This is a genomic window from Pseudomonas schmalbachii (assembly GCF_017589465.1).
GTDB classification, from domain to species: domain Bacteria; phylum Pseudomonadota; class Gammaproteobacteria; order Pseudomonadales; family Pseudomonadaceae; genus Pseudomonas; species Pseudomonas schmalbachii.
Window position 1 is genome coordinate 316,131 of sequence record NZ_JAELYA010000003.1, and the last position, 21,713, is coordinate 337,843.

A 21,713-nucleotide genomic window follows, 5' to 3' on the forward strand; every position below is an offset into this window, starting at 1 on the left:
AAGAATCGTTCCTACCTTAAGGCCCGCAGCGCAGATGAAACGTACGGCATTTTTTATCTCCGATGGCACCGGCATCACTGCCGAAACCCTCGGGCAAAGCCTCCTTGCGCAGTTCGAGAACATCAACTTCGTCAAACTGACGCGGCCCTACATCGATACCGAAGAAAAAGCGCGCACCATGGTACAGCAAATCAATGCTGCTGCCGAGTCTGACGGCGCCCGGCCAATCATCTTCGATACCATCGTCAACCGCGAGATTCGTGCCGTTCTGGCTCACTCCAACGGCTTCATGATTGACATCTTCTCGACCTTTTTGTCCCCGCTGGAGCAGGAATTATCCTCGGATTCGTCGTATTCCGTCGGAAAATCCCACAGCATTGGCCACAACGCCAACTACATGGAACGTATCGAGGCGGTGAACTTCGCCCTCGACAACGACGACGGCGCCCGCACGCACTACTACGACAAGGCCGACCTGATCCTGGTCGGGGTGTCGCGCTGCGGCAAGACCCCCACCTGCCTCTACATGGCGCTGCAATACGGCATCCGCGCCGCCAACTACCCGCTCACCGAAGAGGACATGGAGCGCCTGCAGCTGCCCAATGCGCTGAAAAAGCACAAGCACAAGCTGTTCGGCCTGACCATCGACCCCGACCGCCTGACCGCCATCCGCAACGAGCGCAAGCCCAACAGCCGCTACGCCAGCTTCGCCCAGTGCGAATTCGAAGTGCGGGAAGTGGAGAACCTGTTCCGCCGCGAAAACATCGCCTTCCTCAACTCCACGCACTTCTCCGTGGAGGAAATCTCGGCGAAGGTGCTGGTGGAAAGAGGCGTCGAGCGCCGCCTCAAGTAAGCCCGACGCTGTCGCAGCGAGCAGGAAAGCCGACCTTCGTGGTCGGCTTTTTTCATTGCAGACACCGGCCGGCACACGAATTGCGGCGATATTCGCCCATCGCGCCTATCATTCTTCAGACCACTTCACCCGTGGGCCCGCCACGGGTCCGGCGTTTCCTAACGAAGGAGAAGCGCCATGCGAGAATGTCCGCGCCTCGCCCTGCTCGCCATACTGGTTCTGACCGGCTGCTCCGACGAAGACAAGCCGCCCGCTGCGCAAGCACCTGCCAGCAGCGCCGCGCCGGCCACCCAGGCAGCCCAGGCTCCCGCTCCCACGCCTGCCCCACCCGCCGCAGCACCACCGGCCACCCCGGCGGCCGCACCAGCGCCAGCACCAACCGAAGCGGTCTTCAGCGCCGAACAGCTCGACCAGATGCTCGCGCCACTGGCGCTGTATCCCGACTCGCTGCTCGCCCAGGTGCTGATGGCCACCACCTATCCGGGCAACGTCGCCGATGCGGTGGCCTGGTCCAAGGCGCACCCGAATGTCAGTGGCGACGAGGCGGTGCGCCAGGTCGCCAACCAGCCGTGGGACCCCAGCGTGCAGTCGCTGGTCGCCTTCCCCGCCGCGCTGGCCACCCTCGGCCAGGACCCGGCCTGGGTGCAGCGCGTGGGCGACGCCTTCCTCGCCCAGCCCGACGCCGTGATGGATTCGATCCAGCGCCTGCGCCGTCAGGCCCAGGCGGCCGGCAACCTGCAGTCGAACGAGCAGCAGACGGTCACCGTCAAGCCCGCCGCACCGCCTCCTGCAGCTCCGGCGCAGTCCAGCGGGGACACCGTAGTGGTCCAGCAGCCCGCCCCGGCACAGACCATCATCATCGAGCCGGCCAACCCGCAGGTGGTCTACGTCCCCAGCTACAACCCCAATCAGGTCTATGGCACCTGGGCCTACCCATCCAGCCCGCCGGCCTACTACCCGCCTCCGCCCGGCTATTACATCGGCACCGCCCTGGCCACCGGCCTGGCCTTCGGCACGGGGATCGCCATTGCCAACGCTCTCTGGGGCGACTGCGACTGGGGTCGCCATGACCTGGACATCGACGTCAACCGCTACAACAACATCAACGTCAACCGCCAGTTCAACGACAATCGGCAATTCAACACCAATCGCCAGCAGATCAACGCCAATCGCGGCACCTGGAGACATGACCCCACCTACCGCAACGGCGTGCCATATCGCGATCAGGCCAGCCGTGAACAGTTCAGCCGGCGGCTGGCCGGCAGCGAACAGCGCGAGGCCCTGCGCGGCTTCGACTCGGACCGTGCCGCGGAGCGTTCTCGCGCCCGGGAAAGCCTGACGCAGCGCGGCATTACCGCACCGGCCACCAGCAACCAGCAGGCCCGTGAGCGCGCACAGGCAGCCACTCGCGAGATGCGCGACAACCCGCAGGCGCGTCAACGCGCGCAGCAGTCTCTGCAGGACAGAGGCGGCGACCAGGCACGCGAACGGGCCCAGGCAGCCACTCGCAAACTGCAGGACAACCCGCAGGCGCGCCAACGCGCCCAGCAGTCGCTGCAGAACCGGGGCGGCGACCAGCAGGCACGCCAGCACTCCCAGAACAATCTGAAGGCCCGCCAGCAGTCACGCCAGCAATTCACCCGGACCCAGGCGCCACGCAACAACGCCTTCGCCGGCGCCCGCAACCCATCCCAGTCCCGCGACCTCGCCAGCCGCGGACAGGCCAGTCGCGCCGCTGCCAGCCGGCCGCAGGCAGTACGCGCCGGCCATACCGTGCAACGCCCCGCTCGCGCTTCCGGGGGCGGCTTCCAACGGCGCAGATAAGGAGTTCCCGCCATGCATGCCGCATTTCGCACCCTGGTCGTCATTCTGCTGGGCCTGGCGACCCAGAGCCTGCAGGCGCAGGAGACGTTCGCCACGCCGGAAGCCGCCGGCGAAGCCTTCATCGCGGCGCTCGGCACGGAGAAGTCCGATCCCGAACGCCTGGCCGCCCTGCTCGGCGCCGACTGGCACAGCTACATCCCCACCGAAGGGGTCGATCGCTCCGATGTCGACGCCTTCCTCGCCCACTACCGGGAAAAACACGTGATCCAGAAGGACAAGCCCGACCGCGCCCATCTGGTGGTCGGCAACGATCCATGGACACTGCCGCTGCCCATCCTGCGCGGCAAGCAGGGCTGGGCGTTCAACGCCAAGGCCGGCGGCGAGGAAATCCGCGTGCGGCGCATCGGCCGCAACGAAGAAGCCGTGGTGAAGGCCGCGCAGGCCTACCACGATGCGCAGATGGATTACGCCGAAGTCGATCGCGACGGCGACGGCGTGCTGGAGTACGCGCAGAAGTTCATGAGCAGCGACGGCCAGTACGACGGCCTCTACTGGCCCGAGGAGGAAGGCGTCGAGGAAAGCCCGCTCGGCCCGCTGTTCGGCGACGAGCTGCCGACCGGCGCCTGGCATGGCTACCACTACCGGATCCTTACCGCCCAGGGGCCATCCGCACCCGGCGGCGCCTACGACTACAAGATCGGCGACGACATGAGCCGCGGCTTCGCCCTGATCGCCTGGCCGGCCAAATATGGCGACAGCGGGGTGATGAGCTTCATGATCAGCCACGACGGCGAGGTCTTCTCCAAGAACCTGGGAGCGGACGGCGCCAAGCTGGCCATGAAAATGAACCGCTTCGACCCGGACAGCAGTTGGAGCGAGGTCAAGGAGCAGCCGGCACCCTGAAAGACACCGGAACAGGCCGTTTCTGCAAACTCCGCCGCCCCGCTCAAGGCAGGGCGCCGCATGGATGCAGGCGTGAAACAAATACCCTGCCAGAACGCCAACCGACTGTCGCCGTCGAAAAACCGCATGGTAGAATTTGGCCCGCTTTTGCCCGGACCTTCCCTGAAGCCCCGCCACGCGGCGGTTTGAGCACACCCGAGCGAGGCGCTGGCCGAACCATTCAACTCCCTCAGGGCCTAGCGGTCCCACTCATCAGGACTTATGAGACTCAAGCCCACAGCCCTGCTGCTTGCCCTTGTCGCCCTGCTGCTCTCCGGTACCGGCTTCGCCGCCGGCAAGACCATCTATGGCCTGAACGAATACGCCGGCATTGCGGAACTGGATCTGCAAGTCGCCGCGAAGCTCGACACCGGCGCCAAGACCGCCTCGCTCAGCGCCCGTGACATCAAGCGATTCAAGCGCGACGGGCAGACCTGGGTACGTTTCTATCTCGGCACCGACGACGCCGACAGCAATCCGATCGAGCGCCCGCTGGCGCGCATCAGCAAGATCAAGCGCCGCCATGGCGACTTCAATCCCGACGAAGACAAGACCTACACCGCCCGGCCGGTCATCGAGCTCGCGGTCTGCATGGGCAAGATCCGCCGCACCATCGAAGTCAACCTGACCGACCGCAGCACCTTCCAGTACCCGCTCCTGATCGGCTCCGAGGCGCTCAAGCGCTTCGGCGCACTGGTCGATCCAAGTCTGAAATACGCCGCCGGCAAGCCCGGTTGCGAACCCGTTGCCAAAACTGCCGAGTAATCCGCATGCGCTCTCTTACCCTGCATCTGAAGGTCCTGATCGCCATCCTGGTGACGTTGGGCATCGCGATCACCGCCTACCAGATCTTCGTCCTCGGCATCCCGATGACCGAGGCCGAGACGGACGATCTGTGGAACATCGACGCCAAGGTCGAGTTCGTTGCCACGCCGAAGGCGCCGGTCAAGCTGCAGATGTTCGTGCCGCCGCTGAACCAGGACTACGTCAGCCTCAACGAGAGCTTCGTTTCCAACAACTACGGCGTGAGCATCAACCGCGCCGACGGCAACCGCAAGGTGACCTGGTCGGCACGCCGCGCCAACGGCAAGCAGACCCTGTACTACCGCCTGGTGCTGACCAAGCGTTTCAGCGGCGAGAAGCTCAAGGAAAAGGCCCCGGTGTTCCGCGACAGCCCGCCGCTGGAAGGTCCGGACAAGATCGCCGCCGAAGCGCTGCTCGCCCCCATCCGCCAGCACTCCGCGGACATCGAGACCTTCGTCAGCGAAGCCATCAAGCGCGCCAACAACCTCAACGACGACAATGTGAAGCTGCTGCTGGCCGGCGATACCAGCCTGGAGAAGCGCTCGCACATCGTCGAGACCTTGCTGTCCATCGCCCACATTCCGATGGAGCGCGTGCACACCCTGCGCCTGCTGGCCAACCAGCAGCAGGCCCCGGAGCTCTGGCTGCGCAGCCACAACGGCAAGGACTGGCTGTACTTCAATCCGGAAACCGGTGAAAAGGGCCTGCCCTCCGACCGCCTGATCTGGTGGCTGGGCGATGAAAGCCTGGTGTCCATCGAGGGCGGCAAGAAACCGCAGGTCAGCTTCAGCATGAACAGCAGCGAGATGAACGCCATCCGCCTGGCCAAGCTGTCCGACGAAACCGCCGATGCGGACTTCCTCGAATATTCCCTGTACGGCCTGCCGCTCTCCACCCAGCAGACCTTCCAGATCATGATCATGATCCCGTTCGGCGTGCTGGTGATCCTGGTCCTGCGCAACCTGATCGGCCTGCAGACCCTCGGCACCTTCACCCCGGTGCTGATCGCCCTCGCCTTCCGCGAAACCGGCCTGCAATGGGGTATCGCCCTGTTCACCGTGGTTACCGCGCTGGGCCTGTCGCTGCGCTCATATCTCGAACACCTGAAGCTGCAGATGCTGCCGCGACTGTCGGTGGTGCTGACCTTCGTGGTGGTGATGATCGCGGTGATCAGCCTGTTCAGTCACAAGCTCGGCTTCGAAAGCGGCCTGTCGATCGCCCTGTTCCCGATGGTGATCCTGACCATGAGCATCGAACGCCTGTCGATCACCTGGGAGGAGCGCGGTGCCGCCCACGCCATGAAGGCCGCCATCGGCACGCTGTTCGCCGCCTCGCTGGCGCACATCCTGATGCGCGTTCCGGAGCTGGTGTACTTCGTGTTCACCTTCCCGGCGGTGCTGCTGATCCTGGTCGGTTTCATGCTCGCGATGGGCCGTTACCGCGGCTACCGCCTGACCGAGCTGTTCCGCTTCAAAGCCTTCCTGAAGGACTGAGCCATGTTCGGCCTGATCAAGCGCTGGAAAGCCCTGGAAGCCAAAGGAATCATGGGCATCAACCGTCGCAACGCGGACTACGTGCTGAAGTACAACAAGCGGCACCTGTACCCGATCGTCGACGACAAGATCATCACCAAGCTGCGCGCCATCGAAGCCGGCATCCACGTGCCGGAGATGTACGGGATCATCGAGACCGAGAAGGAAATCGACAAGCTCGGAGAAATCATCGGCGAGCGTAGCGATTTCGTGATCAAGCCGGCGCAGGGCGCCGGCGGTGACGGCATCCTGGTCATCGCCGACCGCTTCGAGGACCGCTACAAGACGGTGTCCGGGCGGATCATCAGCCACGAGGAGATCGAGCACCAGATTTCCTCGATCCTCACCGGCCTCTACTCCCTCGGCGGGCACCGCGACCGCGCGCTGATCGAGTACCGCGTGACGCCCGACCAGATCTTCAAGAGCATCAGCTACGAAGGCGTTCCGGACATCCGCATCATCGTGCTGATGGGCTACCCGGTGATGGCCATGCTGCGCCTGCCGACCCGCCAGTCCAACGGCAAGGCCAACCTGCACCAAGGCGCCATCGGCGTCGGCGTGGACCTGGCTACCGGCGTCACCCTCAAGGGCACCTGGCTGAACAACAAGATCAGCAAGCACCCGGACACCGCCAACGCGGTGGACGGCGTACAGCTGCCGAACTGGGACGGCTTCATGAAGCTGGCCGCCGGCTGCTACGAGCTGTGCGGGCTGGGCTACATCGGCGTGGACATGGTGCTCGACCAGGACAAGGGTCCGCTGATCCTCGAACTGAACGCCCGCCCCGGCCTGAACATCCAGATCGCCAACGACTGCGGCCTGACCCTGCGCACCCACGCCGTCGAGGCGCGCCTCGAAGAGCTGAAAGCCAAGGGCGTGCAGGAAACCCCGGAAGAGCGGGTACGCTTCTCCCAGGGATTATTCGGCCATGTGCGGCCGCAAGAGCTCTGAGAGCCTATTTACGATCTGCTGCGCGTCGGCATAACTGCGTTGAAAACGGGCTCGGGATGCTCATTTACTACGTGTAAACTCCGCTCCCTCGCCCGTTTTCGCCTTGTTCTGCTCTAGCTCGCGAGATCGTAAACAGGCTCTGAAGCGAACCAGAAGCCCGGCTAGCCGGGCTTCTCCCTTATTGAGACACCAACTTGCACGCGCACGACCCGCGCGCAAATCAGTCCTAGGCCCGATCCCCCGGGCGGACTAGAATCCGCCCTCACTCCCTGCTCGCCTCGCCCACATGCCCCACTGCCTCGTATACCCGCTTCCCTACCGGGAATCCCCTGGCTCTCTTTTCGCCGCGATCAGCTCCGCCCCCGGCGCGGTACTGCTGGACGCCGGTCGGCCGGCCGCCGAGCGCGGTCGCTACGACCTGATGAGCGCCTGGCCGCAAGCGGAACTGGCGCCCGCCGCCGACGAGTCCGCACGGGATTACTTCGTGCGCCTGCGCAACGCCCTGCGGGAGATCGGCGACGCCGAAGCGCCGGATGGACTGGAGTTGCCTTTCACCGGCGGGTTGATCGGTTACCTGAGCTACGACTTCGGCCGACGCATCGAACACCTGCCCGTACGCAGCCGCGACGACCTGGAACTGCCCGACGCCCGCCTCGGCCTGTACCTCTGGGCGCTGGTCAGCGATCACCATCTGCGCACCAGCCAACTGGTGTTCCATCCGCGCCTGGAAGAGAGCGAACGCCAGCGTCTGATCGAACTGTTCGGCACCGAACCCAGCGCCCCCGATCTCCCGGCCTTCCGCCTGCGGGCGCCCTTTTCCGCCGACCTGACGCGGGAGCAGTACCGGCAGGCTCTGGAGCGCGTGCAGGCCTATATCCTCGCCGGCGACTGCTACCAGGTGAACTACACCCAGCGTTTCCGCGCGCCCTGCAGCGGTTCGCCATGGCTGGCCTACCAGGCGCTGCGCGAAGCCTGTCCGACGCCGTTCGCCGGCTATCTGAACCTGCCCGAAGGCGCGATTCTCAGCCTCTCGCCGGAACGCTTCATCCAGTTGCACCACGGCCAGGTGGAAACCCGCCCGATCAAGGGCACCCGCCCGCGCGGCCGGACCGCCGAGGAAGACGCCGCCCATGCGGATGAACTGCTGGCCAGCGAGAAGGACCGCGCGGAAAACCTGATGATCGTCGACCTGCTGCGCAACGACCTGGGGCGCAGCTGCCGCCCGGGCTCGGTGCGGGTGCCGGAGCTGTTCGCGCTGGAGAGCTACCCCAACGTCCACCATATGGTCAGCAGCGTCGAGGGCGAACTGGCGGAAGGAAAAGACGCCTTCGATCTGCTGCTCGGCAGCTTCCCCGGCGGCTCGATCACCGGCGCGCCGAAGATCCGCGCCATGCAGATCATCGAGGAACTGGAGCCGACCCGCCGCGCCATCTATTGCGGCAGCCTGCTGTACATCGACGTACGCGGGGAAATGGACAGCTCCATCGCCATCCGCACCGTGCTGGTGAAGGACGGCCAGGCCTGCTGCTGGGGCGGCGGCGGAATCGTCGCCGACTCCGACTGGCAGGCGGAGTACGACGAATCGGTGACCAAGGTGAAGGTGCTGCTGAAGACGCTGGAAAATCTCTCCAACTGATCGGGTCCGTTCTCCACGCCGTAGGGCGGGTGAAACCCGCCATGACCCATTCGAATTGGCGGGTTGCACCCGCCCTACTTCCCGCCTCTGTAGGAGCGCCCCATGGGCGCGAATCGCGGGCATGGCCCGCTCCTACACGTTGATACGGTGAAAACCATCGTGCCCTCCCCGATAATTTCCGAAGAGCAAAGAAAAAGCCCGCCGAAGCGGGCTTTTTCACATCTGGCGCCTTACAGGCTCAGCTGACGGTCCGACGCCTTGAGGAACTCCTGCTTCAGGTCCTCGTAGGTGTGCACCGCGGGGAATTGCGGGAACTCGCGAATCACGTTTTCCGGCGCGTGGAACAGGATGCCGGCGTGCGCCTCGGCGAGCATGGTGGTGTCGTTGTACGAGTCGCCGGCGGCGATCACGCGGTAGTACAGGCTCTTGAAGGAGATGACCGACTGGCGCTTGGGGTCTTTCTGGCGCAGCTGGTAGCCGACCACGCGGTCGGTTTCGTCGGTGATCAGCTTGTGGCACAGCAGGGTCGGGAAACCGAGCTGGCGCATCAGCGGCTGGGAAAATTCGTAGAAGGTGTCGGAGAGGATCACCACCTGGAAGCGCTCGCGCAGCCAGTCGACGAATTCCACCGCGCCTTCCAGCGGCTTCAGGGTGGCGATCACTTCCTGGATGTCGGCCAGCTTCAGGCCGTGCTCATCGAGGATGCGCAGGCGCTGCTTCATCAGCACGTCGTAGTCCGGGATATCGCGGGTAGTCGCCTTGAGCGCTTCGATACCGGTTTTTTCAGCGAAGGCGATCCAGATTTCCGGGACCAGGACACCTTCCAGGTCGAGACAGGCGATTTCCACGAACGATTCCCCACATGGTTTTGGACAGGAGGCGGCACTCTATCCGCTCCCCTTGGCCGGCGCAACGCGGCACTTATACCCGAATATGGCAGTAACCCTTCCTGATGGTTATTTAGGGGCATATCCACTGTTTTGTTAACATCGCCGCCATATAGCGCCACGCGCAACTAAAACTAGGAAAACCGCCTGATGAGCCATCCGTTCGACGTCGCCGAACTCGCCGCGACCTATGCCAAGAAGTCCCCGCAGGACGTCCTCAAGCTCGCCTTCGAACACTTCGGCGACGACCTGTGGATCTCCTTCAGCGGTGCCGAAGACGTGGTGCTGCTGGACATGGCCTGGAAGCTGAACAAGAACGTCAAGGTCTTCAGCCTCGACACCGGCCGCCTGCACCCGGAAACCTATCGCTTCATCGAACAGGTGCGCGATCACTACAAGATCAATATCGACGTGCTCTCCCCCGACCCGCGCCTGCTGGAGCCGTTCGTCAAGGAAAAGGGCCTGTTCAGCTTCTACAAGGACGGCCACAGCGAATGCTGCGGCATCCGCAAGATCGAGCCGCTGAAGCGCAAGCTGTCCACCGTCCGCGCCTGGGCCACCGGCCAGCGCCGCGACCAGAGCCCCGGCACCCGCAGCCAGGTGGCGGTTCTTGAAGTGGATGGCGCCTTCTCCACCCCGGACCGGCCGCTGTACAAGTTCAACCCGCTGGCCAACATGAGCAGCGAGGAAGTCTGGGGCTATATCCGCATGCTCGAACTACCCTATAACAGCCTGCACGAGCGCGGCTTCATCAGCATCGGCTGCGAGCCCTGCACCCGCCCGGTACTGCCCAACCAGCACGAGCGCGAGGGCCGCTGGTGGTGGGAAGAGTCCACCCAGAAGGAATGCGGCCTGCATGCCGGCAACCTGATCACCAAGGCCTGATCCGGACGGGTTGGGCCAGACCGCAAGGAGAAGCCCGATGCGAATCACCATGGTGAAGAAGGTCCTGGCCGACGGCCAGGACTGCCGCAAATGCCGCGAAGTGCATGAGCGCCTGGAGAAAGGCGGCTACCTCGGGCGCATCGACCGCACCCTGATCGCCGACGAGCGCAATCCGGCCAGCACCGGCTGGATGATCGCCGCGCAGTATGGTGTCGATAGCGCGCCGTTCTTCGTCGTCCGCTTCGATGACGGCAGCGAGAAGGTCTACACGGTGTTCATGAGCTTCCTCCACGAAGTATTGGAGCAACGCGGCGAAACGCCCCCGGACTCGCCCGAGGTGCTGGCGGAACTGGCCCGCCGCGACGACCTGGACTTTCTGTGACCTGAACGCCCGCCCGCCGCACCGGGCGCAAGCCCATTGCTGAGCGGGCGACACCTCTGCAACGAGGTACATGGATGTCCGCCACACCAGCATCGCCTGCGCAACGGCAACCACGCATCCCCGGCACCGTCTGGGCGCTGGGCTTCGTCAGCCTGTTCATGGACATCTCGTCGGAGCTGGTGCACAGCCTGCTGCCGGTGTTCCTGGTCGGCAGCCTGGGAGTGAGCATGCTCGGCGTCGGCCTGATCGAAGGCGTCGCCGAGGCCACCGCGCTGATCGCCAAGGTCTTCTCCGGCGCAATCAGCGACTTCCTCGGCAGGCGCAAGGGCTTGGTGCTGTTCGGCTACGCCCTGGCGACGCTGAGCAAACCGCTGTTTCCCCTGGCCACTTCGGCGGAGACGGTGTTCGCCGCCCGCTTCATCGACCGCATCGGCAAGGGCATCCGCGGCGCCCCGCGCGATGCGCTGATCGCCGATGTCGCGCCGGAGTCGATACGCGGTGCCTGCTTCGGCCTGCGCCAGTCGATGGACACCATCGGCGCCTTCGCCGGCCCCCTGCTGGCCATCGCCCTGATGCTGCTATTGAGCGGCGACCTGCCTCTGGTGTTCTGGTTCGCCTGCATCCCGGCAGCGATAGCGCTTCTGCTGATCGTCTTCTGCGTTCATGAGCCGCACCCTGCCGGGGCCGGCACGGGCTTCCACACACCGATCCGGCGCGACGCCCTGCGTCAGTTCTCCGCCGACTACTGGCGGGTGGTGGCGATCGGCGCACTGTTCGCCCTCGCCCGCTTCAGCGAAGCCTTCCTCGTGCTGCGCGCGCAGCAGCAGGGCCTCGCCAATGCGTGGATACCGCTGGTGATGGTGATCATGTCGCTGCTCTACCTGGTTTCAGCCTATCCGGTGGGCTGGTGGTCCGACCGCGTGGGCCGCACGGGCCTGCTGTGCATGGGCATGGCGCTGCTGATCGTCGCGGACCTGACCCTGGCCTTCGCCGATTCGGTCGCCCTGGTGCTGCTCGGGGTAGCGGTCTGGGGGCTGCACATGGGCTTCTCCCAGGGACTGCTCGCCACGCTGGTCGCCGACAGCGCACCGGAAGCCCTGAAGGGCACCGCGTTCGGCGTGTTCAACCTGGTGAGCGGAGTCGCCATGCTGCTGGCCAGCGTGCTGGCCGGCTGGTTGTGGCAAAGCTTCGGAGCGGGCACCACCTTTCTGGTCGGCGCAGCGTTCTCCGCGCTGGCGCTGGTGCTGCTGAGCAGACGCAGCGTTGGTAACTGAGCGCGACAAAGAAAAGGCTCTTTTGTGGGGGAATTCCTGACACTCCCACCCCGTAGGGCGGGTGAAACCCGCCATGATGCTTCCGGATCGGCGGGTTGCACCCGCCCTACCTGCTGGGCCAGAACTCGCGTAGGTTGGCGCTGAGCGCAGCGAAGCCCAACATCTGCTGCCCCATGGCACCGTTGGGCTTCGCAAGCTCAGCGCCAACCTACGGGACATTGCAGCCCGTAGGGCGGGAACACCTGGAAAGAAGCCCCTCAAATAAAGAAGAACCCGGCACGCGGCCGGGCTCTCGTTCTTCGACAGGCTGTCAGTAGACCGGCAATTCGATCCCGTCGAACAGCTCGTCCAGCTCCGCCTTGTTGTGGCACTGCACGGCCTTGGCCAGCAGGTCGCGGGTCAGGTGGGGGGCGAAGCGCTCGATGAAGTCGCACATGAAACCGCGCAGGAAGGTGCCGCGGCGGAAGCCGATCTTGGTCACGCTGGATTCGAACAGATGGCTGGCATCGAGCATCACCAGGTCGCTGTCGAGCTTCGGATCGACCGCCATGTGGGCGACGATGCCCACGCCCAGGCCCAGGCGCACGTAGGTCTTGATCACGTCGGCGTCGGCGGCGGTGAACACCACCTTGGGCACCAGGCCGCGCTGGCTGAAGGCCTCGTCCAGCTTGGAACGGCCGGTGAAGCCGAACACGTAGGTGACCAGCGGCTGCTCCGCCAGCACTTCCAGGGTCAGCTTCGGCAGCTTGGTCAGCGGGTGGCCCTGGGGCACGATCACGCAGCGGTTCCAGCGATAGCACGGCATCATGATCAGGTCGCCGAACAGCTCCAGCGCCTCGGTGGCGATGGCGAAATCGACGGTGCCGTCGGCGGCCATCTCGGCGATCTGCATTGGCGTGCCCTGGTGCATGTGCAGGGAAACGTCCGGGTACTGCTTGATGAAATTGCTGATCACCCCCGGCAGCGCATAGCGCGCCTGGGTATGGGTGGTGGCGATGGACAGCGTGCCCTTCTTCTCGTTGGAGAACTCCTGGGCGATCTGCTTGATGCTCTCGACCTTGCGCAGGATCTCGCCGGCGGTATTGATGATGCGCTCACCGGCGGGGGTCACGCGGGTCAGGTGCTTGCCGCTGCGCGCGAAGACTTCGACGCCCAGCTCATCCTCGAGCAGGCGGATCTGCTTGCTGATGCCCGGCTGCGAGGTATAGAGGCTTTGTGCAGTGGCAGAAACGTTCAGATCGTGGTGCGCGACTTCCCAGATGTAGCGCAATTGCTGAAGCTTCATGGAGATTCCTCGAAATGGATGTCGCGGCCCGCGATCAGGAGCTCATGTTTTATAACCATATTAATGGTTTAGGAATAAAGTTAGACGCTTTTTCGGTCTCTGCATACCGTTCGTCTAAAGGGAATGAGCGAATCGCCGACCGGTACGGCCTTCAGAGCTCCCGTCCGCGGTGCTGCAGCATCGGCACCAGATAGACCGGCACCTCGGCGAGTTGCACCAGACGCCCGGCCGTGCGGCCCAGCGGCGTGTTCATGCCAGCGCCATAGCTGTGGCTGCCGGCCACAATGAGATCGACCCCCAGCCGCTGCGCCTCATCGAGGATCACCAGCGGCGGATCGCCCTGCACGACCCGCACCGAACGGATCAGCTCGGCGTCCTGGCGCGGCTCCCCCAGTTCGTCGCGGAATCCCTCCATCACCCGCTGCTCGATGCTGCCCATGACATTGCCCAGCCCATTGGCCCTGAGCTCGGCCATGGTGTTTTCGTCCAGATAGGTCTTCAGCACCGATTCGGCGAACAGCCCGAGCGGCTCGACGGCATGTACCACATACAGCTCGGCGTCATAGGCGCGAGCCAGGGAAAGGGCATGCTGGAGAACGTATGGGGCGTAGAGGCCAAGATCGGTGGCATAGAGAATCGAATGGATCATGCGGCTTCCTCGACAGCCAACGCGGCGGCCTTACTGCAGATTAGCAGTAACTCCCCGGCCGGGCGGGACGGCTATCCGGATACCTTCTCGTTGGTCACGCCATGCGGCACATGGCCGGTCGCGACCACGTCCATGGCCTTTGCGCAATGGCCGGGCTGGTCGTCGAAGAACACGTCGGCGGCGAAGGCTTCGAGGAACGCCGCCTTGTCCAGGCCACCAAGGAACAGCGACTCGTCGAGACGGATGTCCCACTCCCTGAGGGTACGGATCACCCGCTCATGGGCCGGCGCCGAACGGGCAGTCACCAGTGCCGTGCGGATCGGGCAGCTTTCCTGCGGGAAAGCCTGCTGCACCCGGTTCAGCGCAGAAAGGAAGGGTTTGAACGGCCCGCCGCCCAGCGGTTCGCGGGCGGATTCGCGCTCGCGGTTCTGGAACGCTTCCAGCCCGCCCTGCTGATAGACCCGCTCGGCCTCGTCGGAGAACAGCACCGCATCGCCGTCGAAGGCGACGCGCAGCTCTCCGCCGGCCTCGCGGCGCGGGCCGCCGGAAAGGATGGTCGCCGCGGCGAAACCGGCATCCAGCGCACTGCGTACGTCCTCCACATGGGTGGAAAGGAACAGGTGGCAGCCGAACGCCGCCAGGTAGGGATATGGACTGCGCCCGCCGACGAAGGCCGCGCGGGAGATATCCAGGCCGTGGTGCTGGATCGAGTTGAACACCCGCAGCCCGGTATCGGCGCTGTTGCGCGAGACAAGGATGACTTCGACCTGGGCCCGCTCGACCGCTGCATTCAGCCCGAGCAGCTTCTTCACCAGCACGAAGGCATCGCCGGGCGGCAGGACTTCATCCTCGCGGGATATCTGATACTGGCGGTACGCCTCGACCCCTTCGCTCTCGTAGACCTGATGGCTTTCCCGCAGATCGAACAGCGCCCGCGAGGAAATCGCCACCACCAGCTTGTCGCCCAGTCCCTTGCCCATCCTCAGCCCCCTGACAGGTTCAATGCGCGCGTCGATGAAACGTAAGGCCCGGTACAGCGCGTCGCCCCAGGCTGCCGAGCGAAATCATGGTACATGCCGGACGGACAGTCAGGGCAACTCTTCGGCAGGACGCGAAAGGCCATCGTGCACGGCAGCGACCAGCGGCTCGGCGCGTAGCGGCGCATGCAGGGCGCCGTGGAAGCGGCCGTCGCGGACCAGGAACAGGGCGGGAAGATGGAAGACTTCGTAGCGCTGGACCAACCCGCCGTTGCGTCCGGCATCCACCCAGCACAGGCGATCGACCGGGAGCCCGAACGCGGGAAGCTGTCCCCTCGCCCAGCGACACGAGGCACAGCCTTCCCCGGTGAAGACCAGCAGGGAAACGCCGGGCAGGGAAAGCAGCCGGCGATCCGCGTCGAGGTCGGTAAGTTCCAGGCTCGGCACTATACTCAGCTCATTATCAATAAAAGAAACATGTGCAGTCGGAGTGCTCCGTCATGCATCAATTCCTGCTTCATCCGTGCGATCTGCCGGTGGAGCTCCTGGTTCGCAAGCAGACCTGCTTCCCGCGCCAGAGCGTGCACAATATCAGCCTCGGCGGCGTGGCGTGCAGTTGGACGCGCGGTTTTCGCCGCGGCACCCTGATCGAGGTGCGCATCCCCCTGTTCGGCGACGCCGCACGCTATCCCGGCGTGGTGGCCTGGAGCCACAAGCAGACCGGCGATTATCTGGTAGGCATCGGCTTCGTCGACGAGGACTCGATGTTCCGGGCGCGCATGGTCGAGCAGGTCTGCCAGATCGAACACTACCGGCGCAAGCGCGAACGGGAACTGGGCACCAGCCTGTCGACGGACAGCACCGCGCTGGAATGGATCTCCCGGAACGCCGCCGACTTCCCGCTGTTCTGCACGATCTGAAGCCGGCCCGGCCGGAAGAGCCCGTGATCCGGCCATTTTCATCGGAACAAAGGCCCCTGCCCCATTGTCGAGGCGCCGCCTGACACGTTAAGGTTCAGGTTCCCCGTAGCGACATCTTTGCCTGCGCCCCATCGCATGGGGGTTTTCGGTGGCCGGCACCCGTGACCTGACCTGAGTACCACGATGGCTGATTTACAGATCGACGACCTTAACGTTGCCTCCAACGAGACCCTGATCACACCGGAGCAGCTCAAGCGCGAAATCCCCCTCACCGAAGCCGCCCGTGCGACCGTGACCCATGGCCGCCAGGTGATCCGCGATATCCTCGACGGCAAGGACCACCGCCTGTTCGTGGTGATCGGCCCCTGCTCGATCCATGACATCAAGGCCGCCCACGAATACGCCGAGCGCCTGAAGGTGCTGGCCGCGGAAGTTTCGGACACCCTGTTCCTGGTCATGCGCGTGTACTTCGAGAAGCCGCGCACCACCGTCGGCTGGAAAGGCCTGATCAACGACCCGTACCTCGACGACTCCTTCAAGATCCAGGACGGCCTGCACATCGGTCGCCAACTGCTGCTCGACCTGGCGGAAATGGGCCTGCCCACCGCTACCGAAGCGCTCGACCCGATCTCCCCGCAGTACCTGCAGGACCTGATCAGCTGGTCCGCCATCGGCGCGCGCACCACCGAATCCCAGACCCACCGCGAGATGGCCTCCGGCCTGTCCTCGGCAGTGGGCTTCAAGAACGGCACCGACGGCAGCCTGACCGTGGCGATCAACGCGCTGCAATCGGTTTCCAGCCCGCACCGCTTCCTCGGTATCAACCAGGAAGGCGGCGTGTCCATCGTCACCACCAAGGGCAACCCTTACGGCCATGTGGTGCTGCGCGGCGGCAACGGCAAGCCGAACTACGACTCGGTCAGCGTCGCACTCTGCGAGCAGGACCTGCAGAAGGCAAAGATCCCGCTGAACATCATGGTCGACTGCAGCCACGCCAACTCCAACAAGGACCCGGCCCTGCAGCCGCTGGTGATGGACAACGTCAGCAACCAGATCGTCGAGGGCAACAACTCCATCGTCGGCCTGATGGTGGAAAGCCACCTGGGCTGGGGCAGCCAGCCGATCCCGAAAGACCTCTGCCAACTGCAGTACGGCGTCTCCATCACCGACGCCTGCATCGACTGGAGCGCTACCGAGAAGAGCATCCGCAGCATGCACGCCAAGCTCCAGGACGTGCTGCCCAAGCGTCAGCGCGGCTGATGCGGACACGGAAATGAAAACGCCGGCCAATTGGCCGGCATTTTCATTTGTCCTGGGTACTACACCCGAGTGCTACAGCGCGCGGTCGGTATGGCGCTGGCGACGTTCAAGGTAGCGTTCGACATAGGAGCAGGAGGGAATCACGCTGTAGCCCCGACGCTCGGCATACTGCAGCGCATGCTCGGTCAGGGCGGCAGCGATGCCGCGTCCGCGCAGGCTGTCCGGAACGAAGGTCCGGTAGATATCCAGCGTCTGCTTGCCCAGATCCATGTAGGCCAGATAGGCGCGATGGCCGTCAACAGTCGTCACGAACTGGTGGCTGGACTCATCATGATGGATGGACAACGACTCACTCACTTGCTCTCTCCTCTCCGGGCCGGACTACCTGACCCACACCTGTTTGTTCAGACAGGGAGTCCTCCCTGCCCCGCCGGATTCGCCTTCGACAGCGACCCGCCCCCTCTGTTCTCCACTCCGCCCGCTCAGGGCGCAGACTATGCAACGAACTGCAGGGCCTGAAACGGTCTGCATTGACCACCCATATTGCTGCGTTCTCCCTGTCGACTCAACCGTTTATTCAACGATGAGCCGCCATCGCACGGGGCAAACAGCGCGCAATCGGCTGGAAATCGCCTGAGCCATGGGAGCAATACGACCTTAGGTGGCAAACTGTAATTTATCCAGCCCGATGTGTCATTTTTCCAGCAAGTCCGCGTGAGATAGCCACCGCTTTCGTCCGGGCGGCTGACTCGCCGGTCAGACCGCACGCTTTACGGTCAGGATGGCCGCCAGTATGTTCTGGCCACTTCCCTTTCAGGATCTTCCGCCATGACTGAGCTGCTTTCCTACCGACTCGAAGACGGCATCGCCACACTGACCCTCGACAACGGCAAGGTGAATGCCGTTTCCCCGGCCGTGATCGATGCCCTGAACCAGGCCCTGGACCAGGCGGAACAGGACCGCGCGGTAGTGATCCTCACCGGCCAGCCGGGCATTCTCTCCGGCGGCTATGACCTGAAGGTGATGACTTCCGGCCCGGAGAACGCCATCGCGCTGGTGACCGCCGGCTCGACCCTGGCCCGCCGGATGCTCGCCCACCCGTATCCGCTCATCGTCGCCTGCCCTGGCCACGCAGTAGCCAAGGGCGCCTTCCTGCTGCTTTCCGCCGACTATCGCATCGGCGTCGAGGGACCGTTCAACATCGGGCTGAACGAGGTGCAGATCGGCATGACCATGCACCACGTCGGCATCGAACTGGCCCGCGACCGCCTGGGCAAGTCGGCCTTCCAGCGCTCGGTGATCAACGGCGAAATGTTCGATCCGCGTTCCGCCGTGGAAGCCGGCTTCCTCGACAAGGTCGTGCCCGCGGAACAACTGATGCCCACCGCCCTGGCCGCGGCCCAGCAACTGAAGAAGATCAACATGACCGCCCACCGGAACACCAAACTGAAGGTGCGCAAACAGTTGCTGGAAAGCCTCGACAAGGCCATCCGGATGGACCAGGGACACCTGGGCTGATCCCTTGCGGCAGAAATGAAAAGCCCGGCATCCAGGCCGGGCTCGATGGACTGCGCCGGAGCGATCAGCCCAGACGTTCATCCGCAATCATGTCCTTGCGATAGACCTCGTAGACGATCACCGGGATCTCCAGGTCGCCCAGGTACTTCGCCACCAGCGGCTTGACATCCTTCCAGTCCAGCCCGCCCACCCCGGTCGCCAGGCAGGGCAAGGCGACGCTCTGCACCTTCTCGCTGCGCACGAACTTGGCCAGCTCGCGCAGACAGTGGCCGACGTTTTCCAGGGTAGCCTTCGCCGGCTTCGCGCTGCGCCCGGAGTGCTGCATGTCCTGGGTCAGCAGGTTGGCGATGTAGCGCGTGCCGCCATTGCCGTCGATGCCACGCCAGATCCAGATGGAGCCCGGTTCCAGCGCCGCCGAGTGGGTGGCATGGCGATAATCGCGCACCATCGATGGCCAGCACTCGCGCAGGGCCAGCGCCAGGCCGCTGTCGAAATGGTCCTGCGGCGCGATGCCATGGGCGATGACCTGGGCATTGCTGAGGAGAATGTCGCCTGTAACTTCTCGGATCATGAGATGAAATTCCTTGAGCGTTGGACAGCTCACCGACGCGGGATTGCGGCGGCGCCTCTTTTCAAGGTACGGCCGTCCACCCGCCCCCTCTTGACTCGCATCAAGCCGTACCGGATTCGCTGCACCACCAGGGCCGGCAGCATCCGGCTGGCGCGTACCGGCAGCATGTCCAACACTTGATGCTGTAATCCGGGGCGGCCGGCGGACGTCGGCCTGCGCGTTTTTCCATCTGCGTGGTGGACGACGATATGGGCCGCGTCATCGCATCAGCCGTGTACACCAAGGGCAAGAAAGTCGCCGACATTCCCCTGGAGGACGGCTACCGCTGGGCCTGCCAGGAGGACCATTTCGTCTGGACCGGCCTGCAGGAGCCCACGCGCGAGGAGTTGCTGAACCTGCAGAAGCAGTTCAACCTGCATGAGCTGGCCATTTCCGACGCACTGGAAAAGCACAGCCGGCCGAAGCTGGAAACCTTCGGCGACGCCCTGTTCATGGTCATCTACTCGCCGATCCGCGCGGACAGCCGGCTGCTGTTCGTGGAAACCCACCTGTTCGCCGGCATCGGCTACATCATCAGCGCCCGCTATGGCTTCTCGCAGTCCTACTCACAGGTGCGCCAGCGCTGCGAGGCGCGGCCGCTGCTGCTCGCCCATGGCACGGACTTCGTGCTCTATGCGCTGCTCGACTTCGTGGTCGGCAACTACCTGCCGGTGGTCGAGGCGGTTCGCAGCGAAATAGAGGAAATGGAACAGCACGTGCTGCGCAGCCCGCTGACCCAGGCGCAGATCGAGAAGATCTACGGCCTGCGCCGGGATGTGCTGAAGCTGAAGCGCTACGTGGCGCCGATGGTGGAAATCTGCCAGGAACTGCAGAAGCTGGATTTCCCCTTCATCGACAAGCAGATGCGTCCGTACTTCCGCGACGTCGCGATCCACGTCAATCGCCTGCTGGAAGACCTCAACACCCTGCGCGACGTGGCCAGCCAGACCATCGAGGTCGGCCTGCTGCTGGAGTCCTCGCGGCAGAGCGTGGTACAGCGCAAGTTCGCGGCCTGGGCGGCGATCCTCGCCTTCCCGACGGCGGTGGCCGGCATCTACGGGATGAACTTCGAGTACATCCCGGAACTGCGCTGGCACTACGGCTATTTCCTCATCATGGGGCTGCTGGTGCTGGGCTGTATCGGGTTGTACATCAGTTTCAAGCAGGCGGATTGGCTGTAACGCCGTGGCCACGATGCTTTTCGCGGGCATGGCCCGCTACGGCCTGTAGGTTGGCGCTGAGCTTGCGAAGCCCAACGGCGCCATGCCCGGCAGATGTTGGGCTTCGCTGCGCTCAACGCCAACCTACGCGGGTTCTGGCCCAGTCACGTAGTTACGCAGGATGCAAGATCAGGCGACGCGCTTGCCCTTCTCGACGAAGCGCATCATCCACTCTGCCACCGTGGTGCCCTGGTGCTGGCGGTCCAGGCTGTCGACGCCTTCGCTGTAGACCGTATCGCCGAGGAAGTCCTTGCGCAGGTCCAGCAGGGCGCGGGAGTAGTCGTGGACGAACTCCGGATGGCCCTGGAAGCACAGCACCTGCTCGCCGATGGCATAGGCGGCCACCGGGCAGAACTCGCTGGAGGCGATGACCCGGGCGTTGTCCGGCAGGCTGGTGACCTGGTCCTGGTGGCTGACCAGCAGGGTCAGGTCTTGCAACGGCGGGCGCATCCACTCGTGCTGCTCGTCGATGCGATAGTCGTGGATGCCGACGCCCCAGCCCTGGCTGGCGCGTTCGGCCTTGCCGCCGAGCAGCAGCGCCAGCAACTGGTGGCCGAAGCAGATGCCGAGCAGCTTGTCGCCGCGCTGGTAGCGATCCAGCAGGAAGGTCTTCAGGGTCTGGATCCATGGGTCGTCGCCGAAGGAGTCCGCCTTGCTGCCGGTCACCAGGTACGCGTCGAAATGCTCGTCGTCCGGCGGGTACTCGCCCTGCACCACGTTGTAGACCTTGAACTCGGCGGGCACGGATTGCTTGGCGAACAGCTGCTTGAACATCCAGCCATAGCCCTTGAAGTCGTCGATCAGCTCGGGGCGGAGGATGTCGGTTTCCAGAATGCAGATTTGCAGCGACATGAAGTGCGGGTCCTGATATGAGCAGTGCAAACGTTGGATTTTCTTAACACATCGTACGGAACGAAGAAACCTTGTGAAAATTTATATCATAAATTTCACCGCATGAAAGAAAAATGCAACACTCCCGGCCCCTCAAGACCCAGCTTGGTGCGCCCGGGAAGACGAACGGCACCCTCCCCGGTCGGCCAGACAAACGGTCGAGGCGCGAGCCAGAGCAGCCTGATGCGGGCGTTATAGGCGAATGTTGCCGAGACGTGCGCAAGTCCATACCAGATCGTCTAAGAGCGCACGAGCCGGACGTTAGACTCAGGCTTGCAGTCTCTGCAGAAAGTCGCCGCCGGGTTTTGCCGGGGCGACCATGAATCCAATGCCAAGGTACGCGACCACCCGTCCGCAGGGCCGTAAGTGCGGATCGGCTCCCGACCAACAACAAGAAAGGCGGAAGGACATGA

The 21,713-nt window shown here is 64.2% G+C and carries 22 protein-coding genes; 14 read left to right on the forward strand and 8 right to left on the reverse strand.

Annotation, left to right across the window (positions count from 1 at the left end):
- Positions 1-34: 34 nt before the first annotated feature.
- The 7 genes from ppsR (at position 35) to pabB (ending at position 8,542) form a co-directional block, all read left to right on the forward strand.
- Entirely contained in the window at positions 35-853 is an 819-nt protein-coding gene (gene ppsR / locus JFY56_RS10185; RefSeq protein WP_208313536.1) for a posphoenolpyruvate synthetase regulatory kinase/phosphorylase PpsR, read from the forward strand.
- A gap of 177 nt (positions 854-1,030) precedes the next feature.
- Entirely contained in the window at positions 1,031-2,677 is a 1,647-nt protein-coding gene (locus JFY56_RS10190; RefSeq protein ID WP_208313537.1) for a DUF3300 domain-containing protein, read from the forward strand.
- Between the two features lie 12 nt (positions 2,678-2,689).
- Positions 2,690-3,580: a DUF2950 domain-containing protein gene (locus tag JFY56_RS10195; protein ID WP_208313538.1), complete on the forward strand. Its 891-nt coding sequence runs from the start codon at positions 2,690-2,692 to the stop codon at positions 3,578-3,580.
- Positions 3,581-3,841: 261 nt separating this feature from the next.
- The gene (gene rloA / locus JFY56_RS10200) at positions 3,842-4,384 is read left to right on the forward strand and encodes a retropepsin-like aspartic peptidase RloA (RefSeq protein WP_208313539.1); all 543 of its coding nucleotides are present in this window, start codon (positions 3,842-3,844) and stop codon (positions 4,382-4,384) included.
- A gap of 5 nt (positions 4,385-4,389) precedes the next feature.
- On the forward strand, positions 4,390-5,916 hold the full coding sequence (gene rloB, locus JFY56_RS10205; RefSeq protein ID WP_208313540.1) for an osmotic stress tolerance membrane protein RloB: 1,527 nt from the start codon (positions 4,390-4,392) through the stop codon (positions 5,914-5,916).
- Positions 5,917-5,919: 3 nt separating this feature from the next.
- A complete protein-coding gene (locus JFY56_RS10210) occupies positions 5,920-6,906 on the forward strand; it encodes an alpha-L-glutamate ligase-like protein (RefSeq protein ID WP_208313541.1) in 987 nt (328 codons plus the stop codon).
- A gap of 286 nt (positions 6,907-7,192) precedes the next feature.
- Positions 7,193-8,542, forward strand: a complete 1,350-nt coding sequence (pabB, locus tag JFY56_RS10215) for an aminodeoxychorismate synthase component I (RefSeq protein WP_208313542.1) — start codon at positions 7,193-7,195, stop codon at positions 8,540-8,542.
- Between the two features lie 230 nt (positions 8,543-8,772).
- On the opposite strand, the gene thrH is transcribed toward pabB, so the two are convergent.
- A complete protein-coding gene (gene thrH, locus JFY56_RS10220) occupies positions 8,773-9,390 on the reverse strand; it encodes a bifunctional phosphoserine phosphatase/homoserine phosphotransferase ThrH (RefSeq protein WP_208313543.1) in 618 nt (205 codons plus the stop codon).
- A 189-nt stretch (positions 9,391-9,579) separates the two neighbouring features.
- Here thrH and JFY56_RS10225 point away from each other — a divergent pair, with 189 nt between their 5' ends.
- The 3 genes from JFY56_RS10225 (at position 9,580) to JFY56_RS10235 (ending at position 11,970) form a co-directional block, all read left to right on the forward strand.
- A complete protein-coding gene (locus tag JFY56_RS10225; protein ID WP_208313544.1) occupies positions 9,580-10,314 on the forward strand; it encodes a phosphoadenylyl-sulfate reductase in 735 nt (244 codons plus the stop codon).
- 37 nt (positions 10,315-10,351) lie between these two features.
- Positions 10,352-10,696 (forward strand): hypothetical protein, encoded by a 345-nt coding sequence (locus JFY56_RS10230; RefSeq protein WP_208313545.1) that lies wholly within the window; start codon positions 10,352-10,354, stop codon positions 10,694-10,696.
- Between the two features lie 74 nt (positions 10,697-10,770).
- Positions 10,771-11,970, forward strand: a complete 1,200-nt coding sequence (locus JFY56_RS10235) for an MFS transporter (protein WP_236032528.1) — start codon at positions 10,771-10,773, stop codon at positions 11,968-11,970.
- Positions 11,971-12,280: 310 nt separating this feature from the next.
- On the opposite strand, the gene cysB is transcribed toward JFY56_RS10235, so the two are convergent.
- The 4 genes from cysB to JFY56_RS10255 all read right to left on the reverse strand — a co-directional run bounded on the left by cysB (position 12,281) and on the right by JFY56_RS10255 (position 15,328).
- A complete protein-coding gene (gene cysB / locus JFY56_RS10240) occupies positions 12,281-13,255 on the reverse strand; it encodes an HTH-type transcriptional regulator CysB (RefSeq protein ID WP_208313546.1) in 975 nt (324 codons plus the stop codon).
- Positions 13,256-13,406: 151 nt separating this feature from the next.
- On the reverse strand, positions 13,407-13,904 hold the full coding sequence (locus JFY56_RS10245; RefSeq protein ID WP_208313547.1) for a universal stress protein: 498 nt from the start codon (positions 13,902-13,904) through the stop codon (positions 13,407-13,409).
- A 71-nt stretch (positions 13,905-13,975) separates the two neighbouring features.
- Positions 13,976-14,884 (reverse strand): 5'-nucleotidase, encoded by a 909-nt coding sequence (locus JFY56_RS10250; RefSeq protein ID WP_208313548.1) that lies wholly within the window; start codon positions 14,882-14,884, stop codon positions 13,976-13,978.
- Positions 14,885-14,992: 108 nt separating this feature from the next.
- The gene (locus tag JFY56_RS10255; RefSeq protein ID WP_408004396.1) at positions 14,993-15,328 is read right to left on the reverse strand and encodes a YbbN family protein; all 336 of its coding nucleotides are present in this window, start codon (positions 15,326-15,328) and stop codon (positions 14,993-14,995) included.
- Between the two features lie 53 nt (positions 15,329-15,381).
- Between JFY56_RS10255 and JFY56_RS10260 the strand changes: the two genes are divergently transcribed.
- Both JFY56_RS10260 and JFY56_RS10265 read left to right on the forward strand, forming a co-directional pair.
- A complete protein-coding gene (locus JFY56_RS10260) occupies positions 15,382-15,801 on the forward strand; it encodes a PilZ domain-containing protein (protein ID WP_208313549.1) in 420 nt (139 codons plus the stop codon).
- Between the two features lie 183 nt (positions 15,802-15,984).
- On the forward strand, positions 15,985-17,061 hold the full coding sequence (locus JFY56_RS10265) for a 3-deoxy-7-phosphoheptulonate synthase (RefSeq protein ID WP_208313550.1): 1,077 nt from the start codon (positions 15,985-15,987) through the stop codon (positions 17,059-17,061).
- Between the two features lie 72 nt (positions 17,062-17,133).
- On the opposite strand, the gene JFY56_RS10270 is transcribed toward JFY56_RS10265, so the two are convergent.
- Positions 17,134-17,418: a GNAT family N-acetyltransferase gene (locus tag JFY56_RS10270; protein WP_208313551.1), complete on the reverse strand. Its 285-nt coding sequence runs from the start codon at positions 17,416-17,418 to the stop codon at positions 17,134-17,136.
- A 471-nt stretch (positions 17,419-17,889) separates the two neighbouring features.
- Here JFY56_RS10270 and JFY56_RS10275 point away from each other — a divergent pair, with 471 nt between their 5' ends.
- Entirely contained in the window at positions 17,890-18,579 is a 690-nt protein-coding gene (locus JFY56_RS10275; RefSeq protein ID WP_208313552.1) for a crotonase/enoyl-CoA hydratase family protein, read from the forward strand.
- A gap of 64 nt (positions 18,580-18,643) precedes the next feature.
- On the opposite strand, the gene JFY56_RS10280 is transcribed toward JFY56_RS10275, so the two are convergent.
- Complete coding sequence (locus JFY56_RS10280) at positions 18,644-19,150, reverse strand: macro domain-containing protein (RefSeq protein ID WP_208313553.1); 507 nt, start codon at positions 19,148-19,150, stop codon at positions 18,644-18,646.
- 248 nt (positions 19,151-19,398) lie between these two features.
- On the opposite strand from JFY56_RS10280, the gene JFY56_RS10285 reads away from it, so the two are divergent.
- Positions 19,399-20,370: a magnesium and cobalt transport protein CorA gene (locus JFY56_RS10285; protein WP_208313554.1), complete on the forward strand. Its 972-nt coding sequence runs from the start codon at positions 19,399-19,401 to the stop codon at positions 20,368-20,370.
- Positions 20,371-20,538: 168 nt separating this feature from the next.
- On the opposite strand, the gene JFY56_RS10290 is transcribed toward JFY56_RS10285, so the two are convergent.
- The gene (locus tag JFY56_RS10290) at positions 20,539-21,261 is read right to left on the reverse strand and encodes an amidotransferase (protein ID WP_208313555.1); all 723 of its coding nucleotides are present in this window, start codon (positions 21,259-21,261) and stop codon (positions 20,539-20,541) included.
- Positions 21,262-21,713 lie beyond the last annotated feature (452 nt).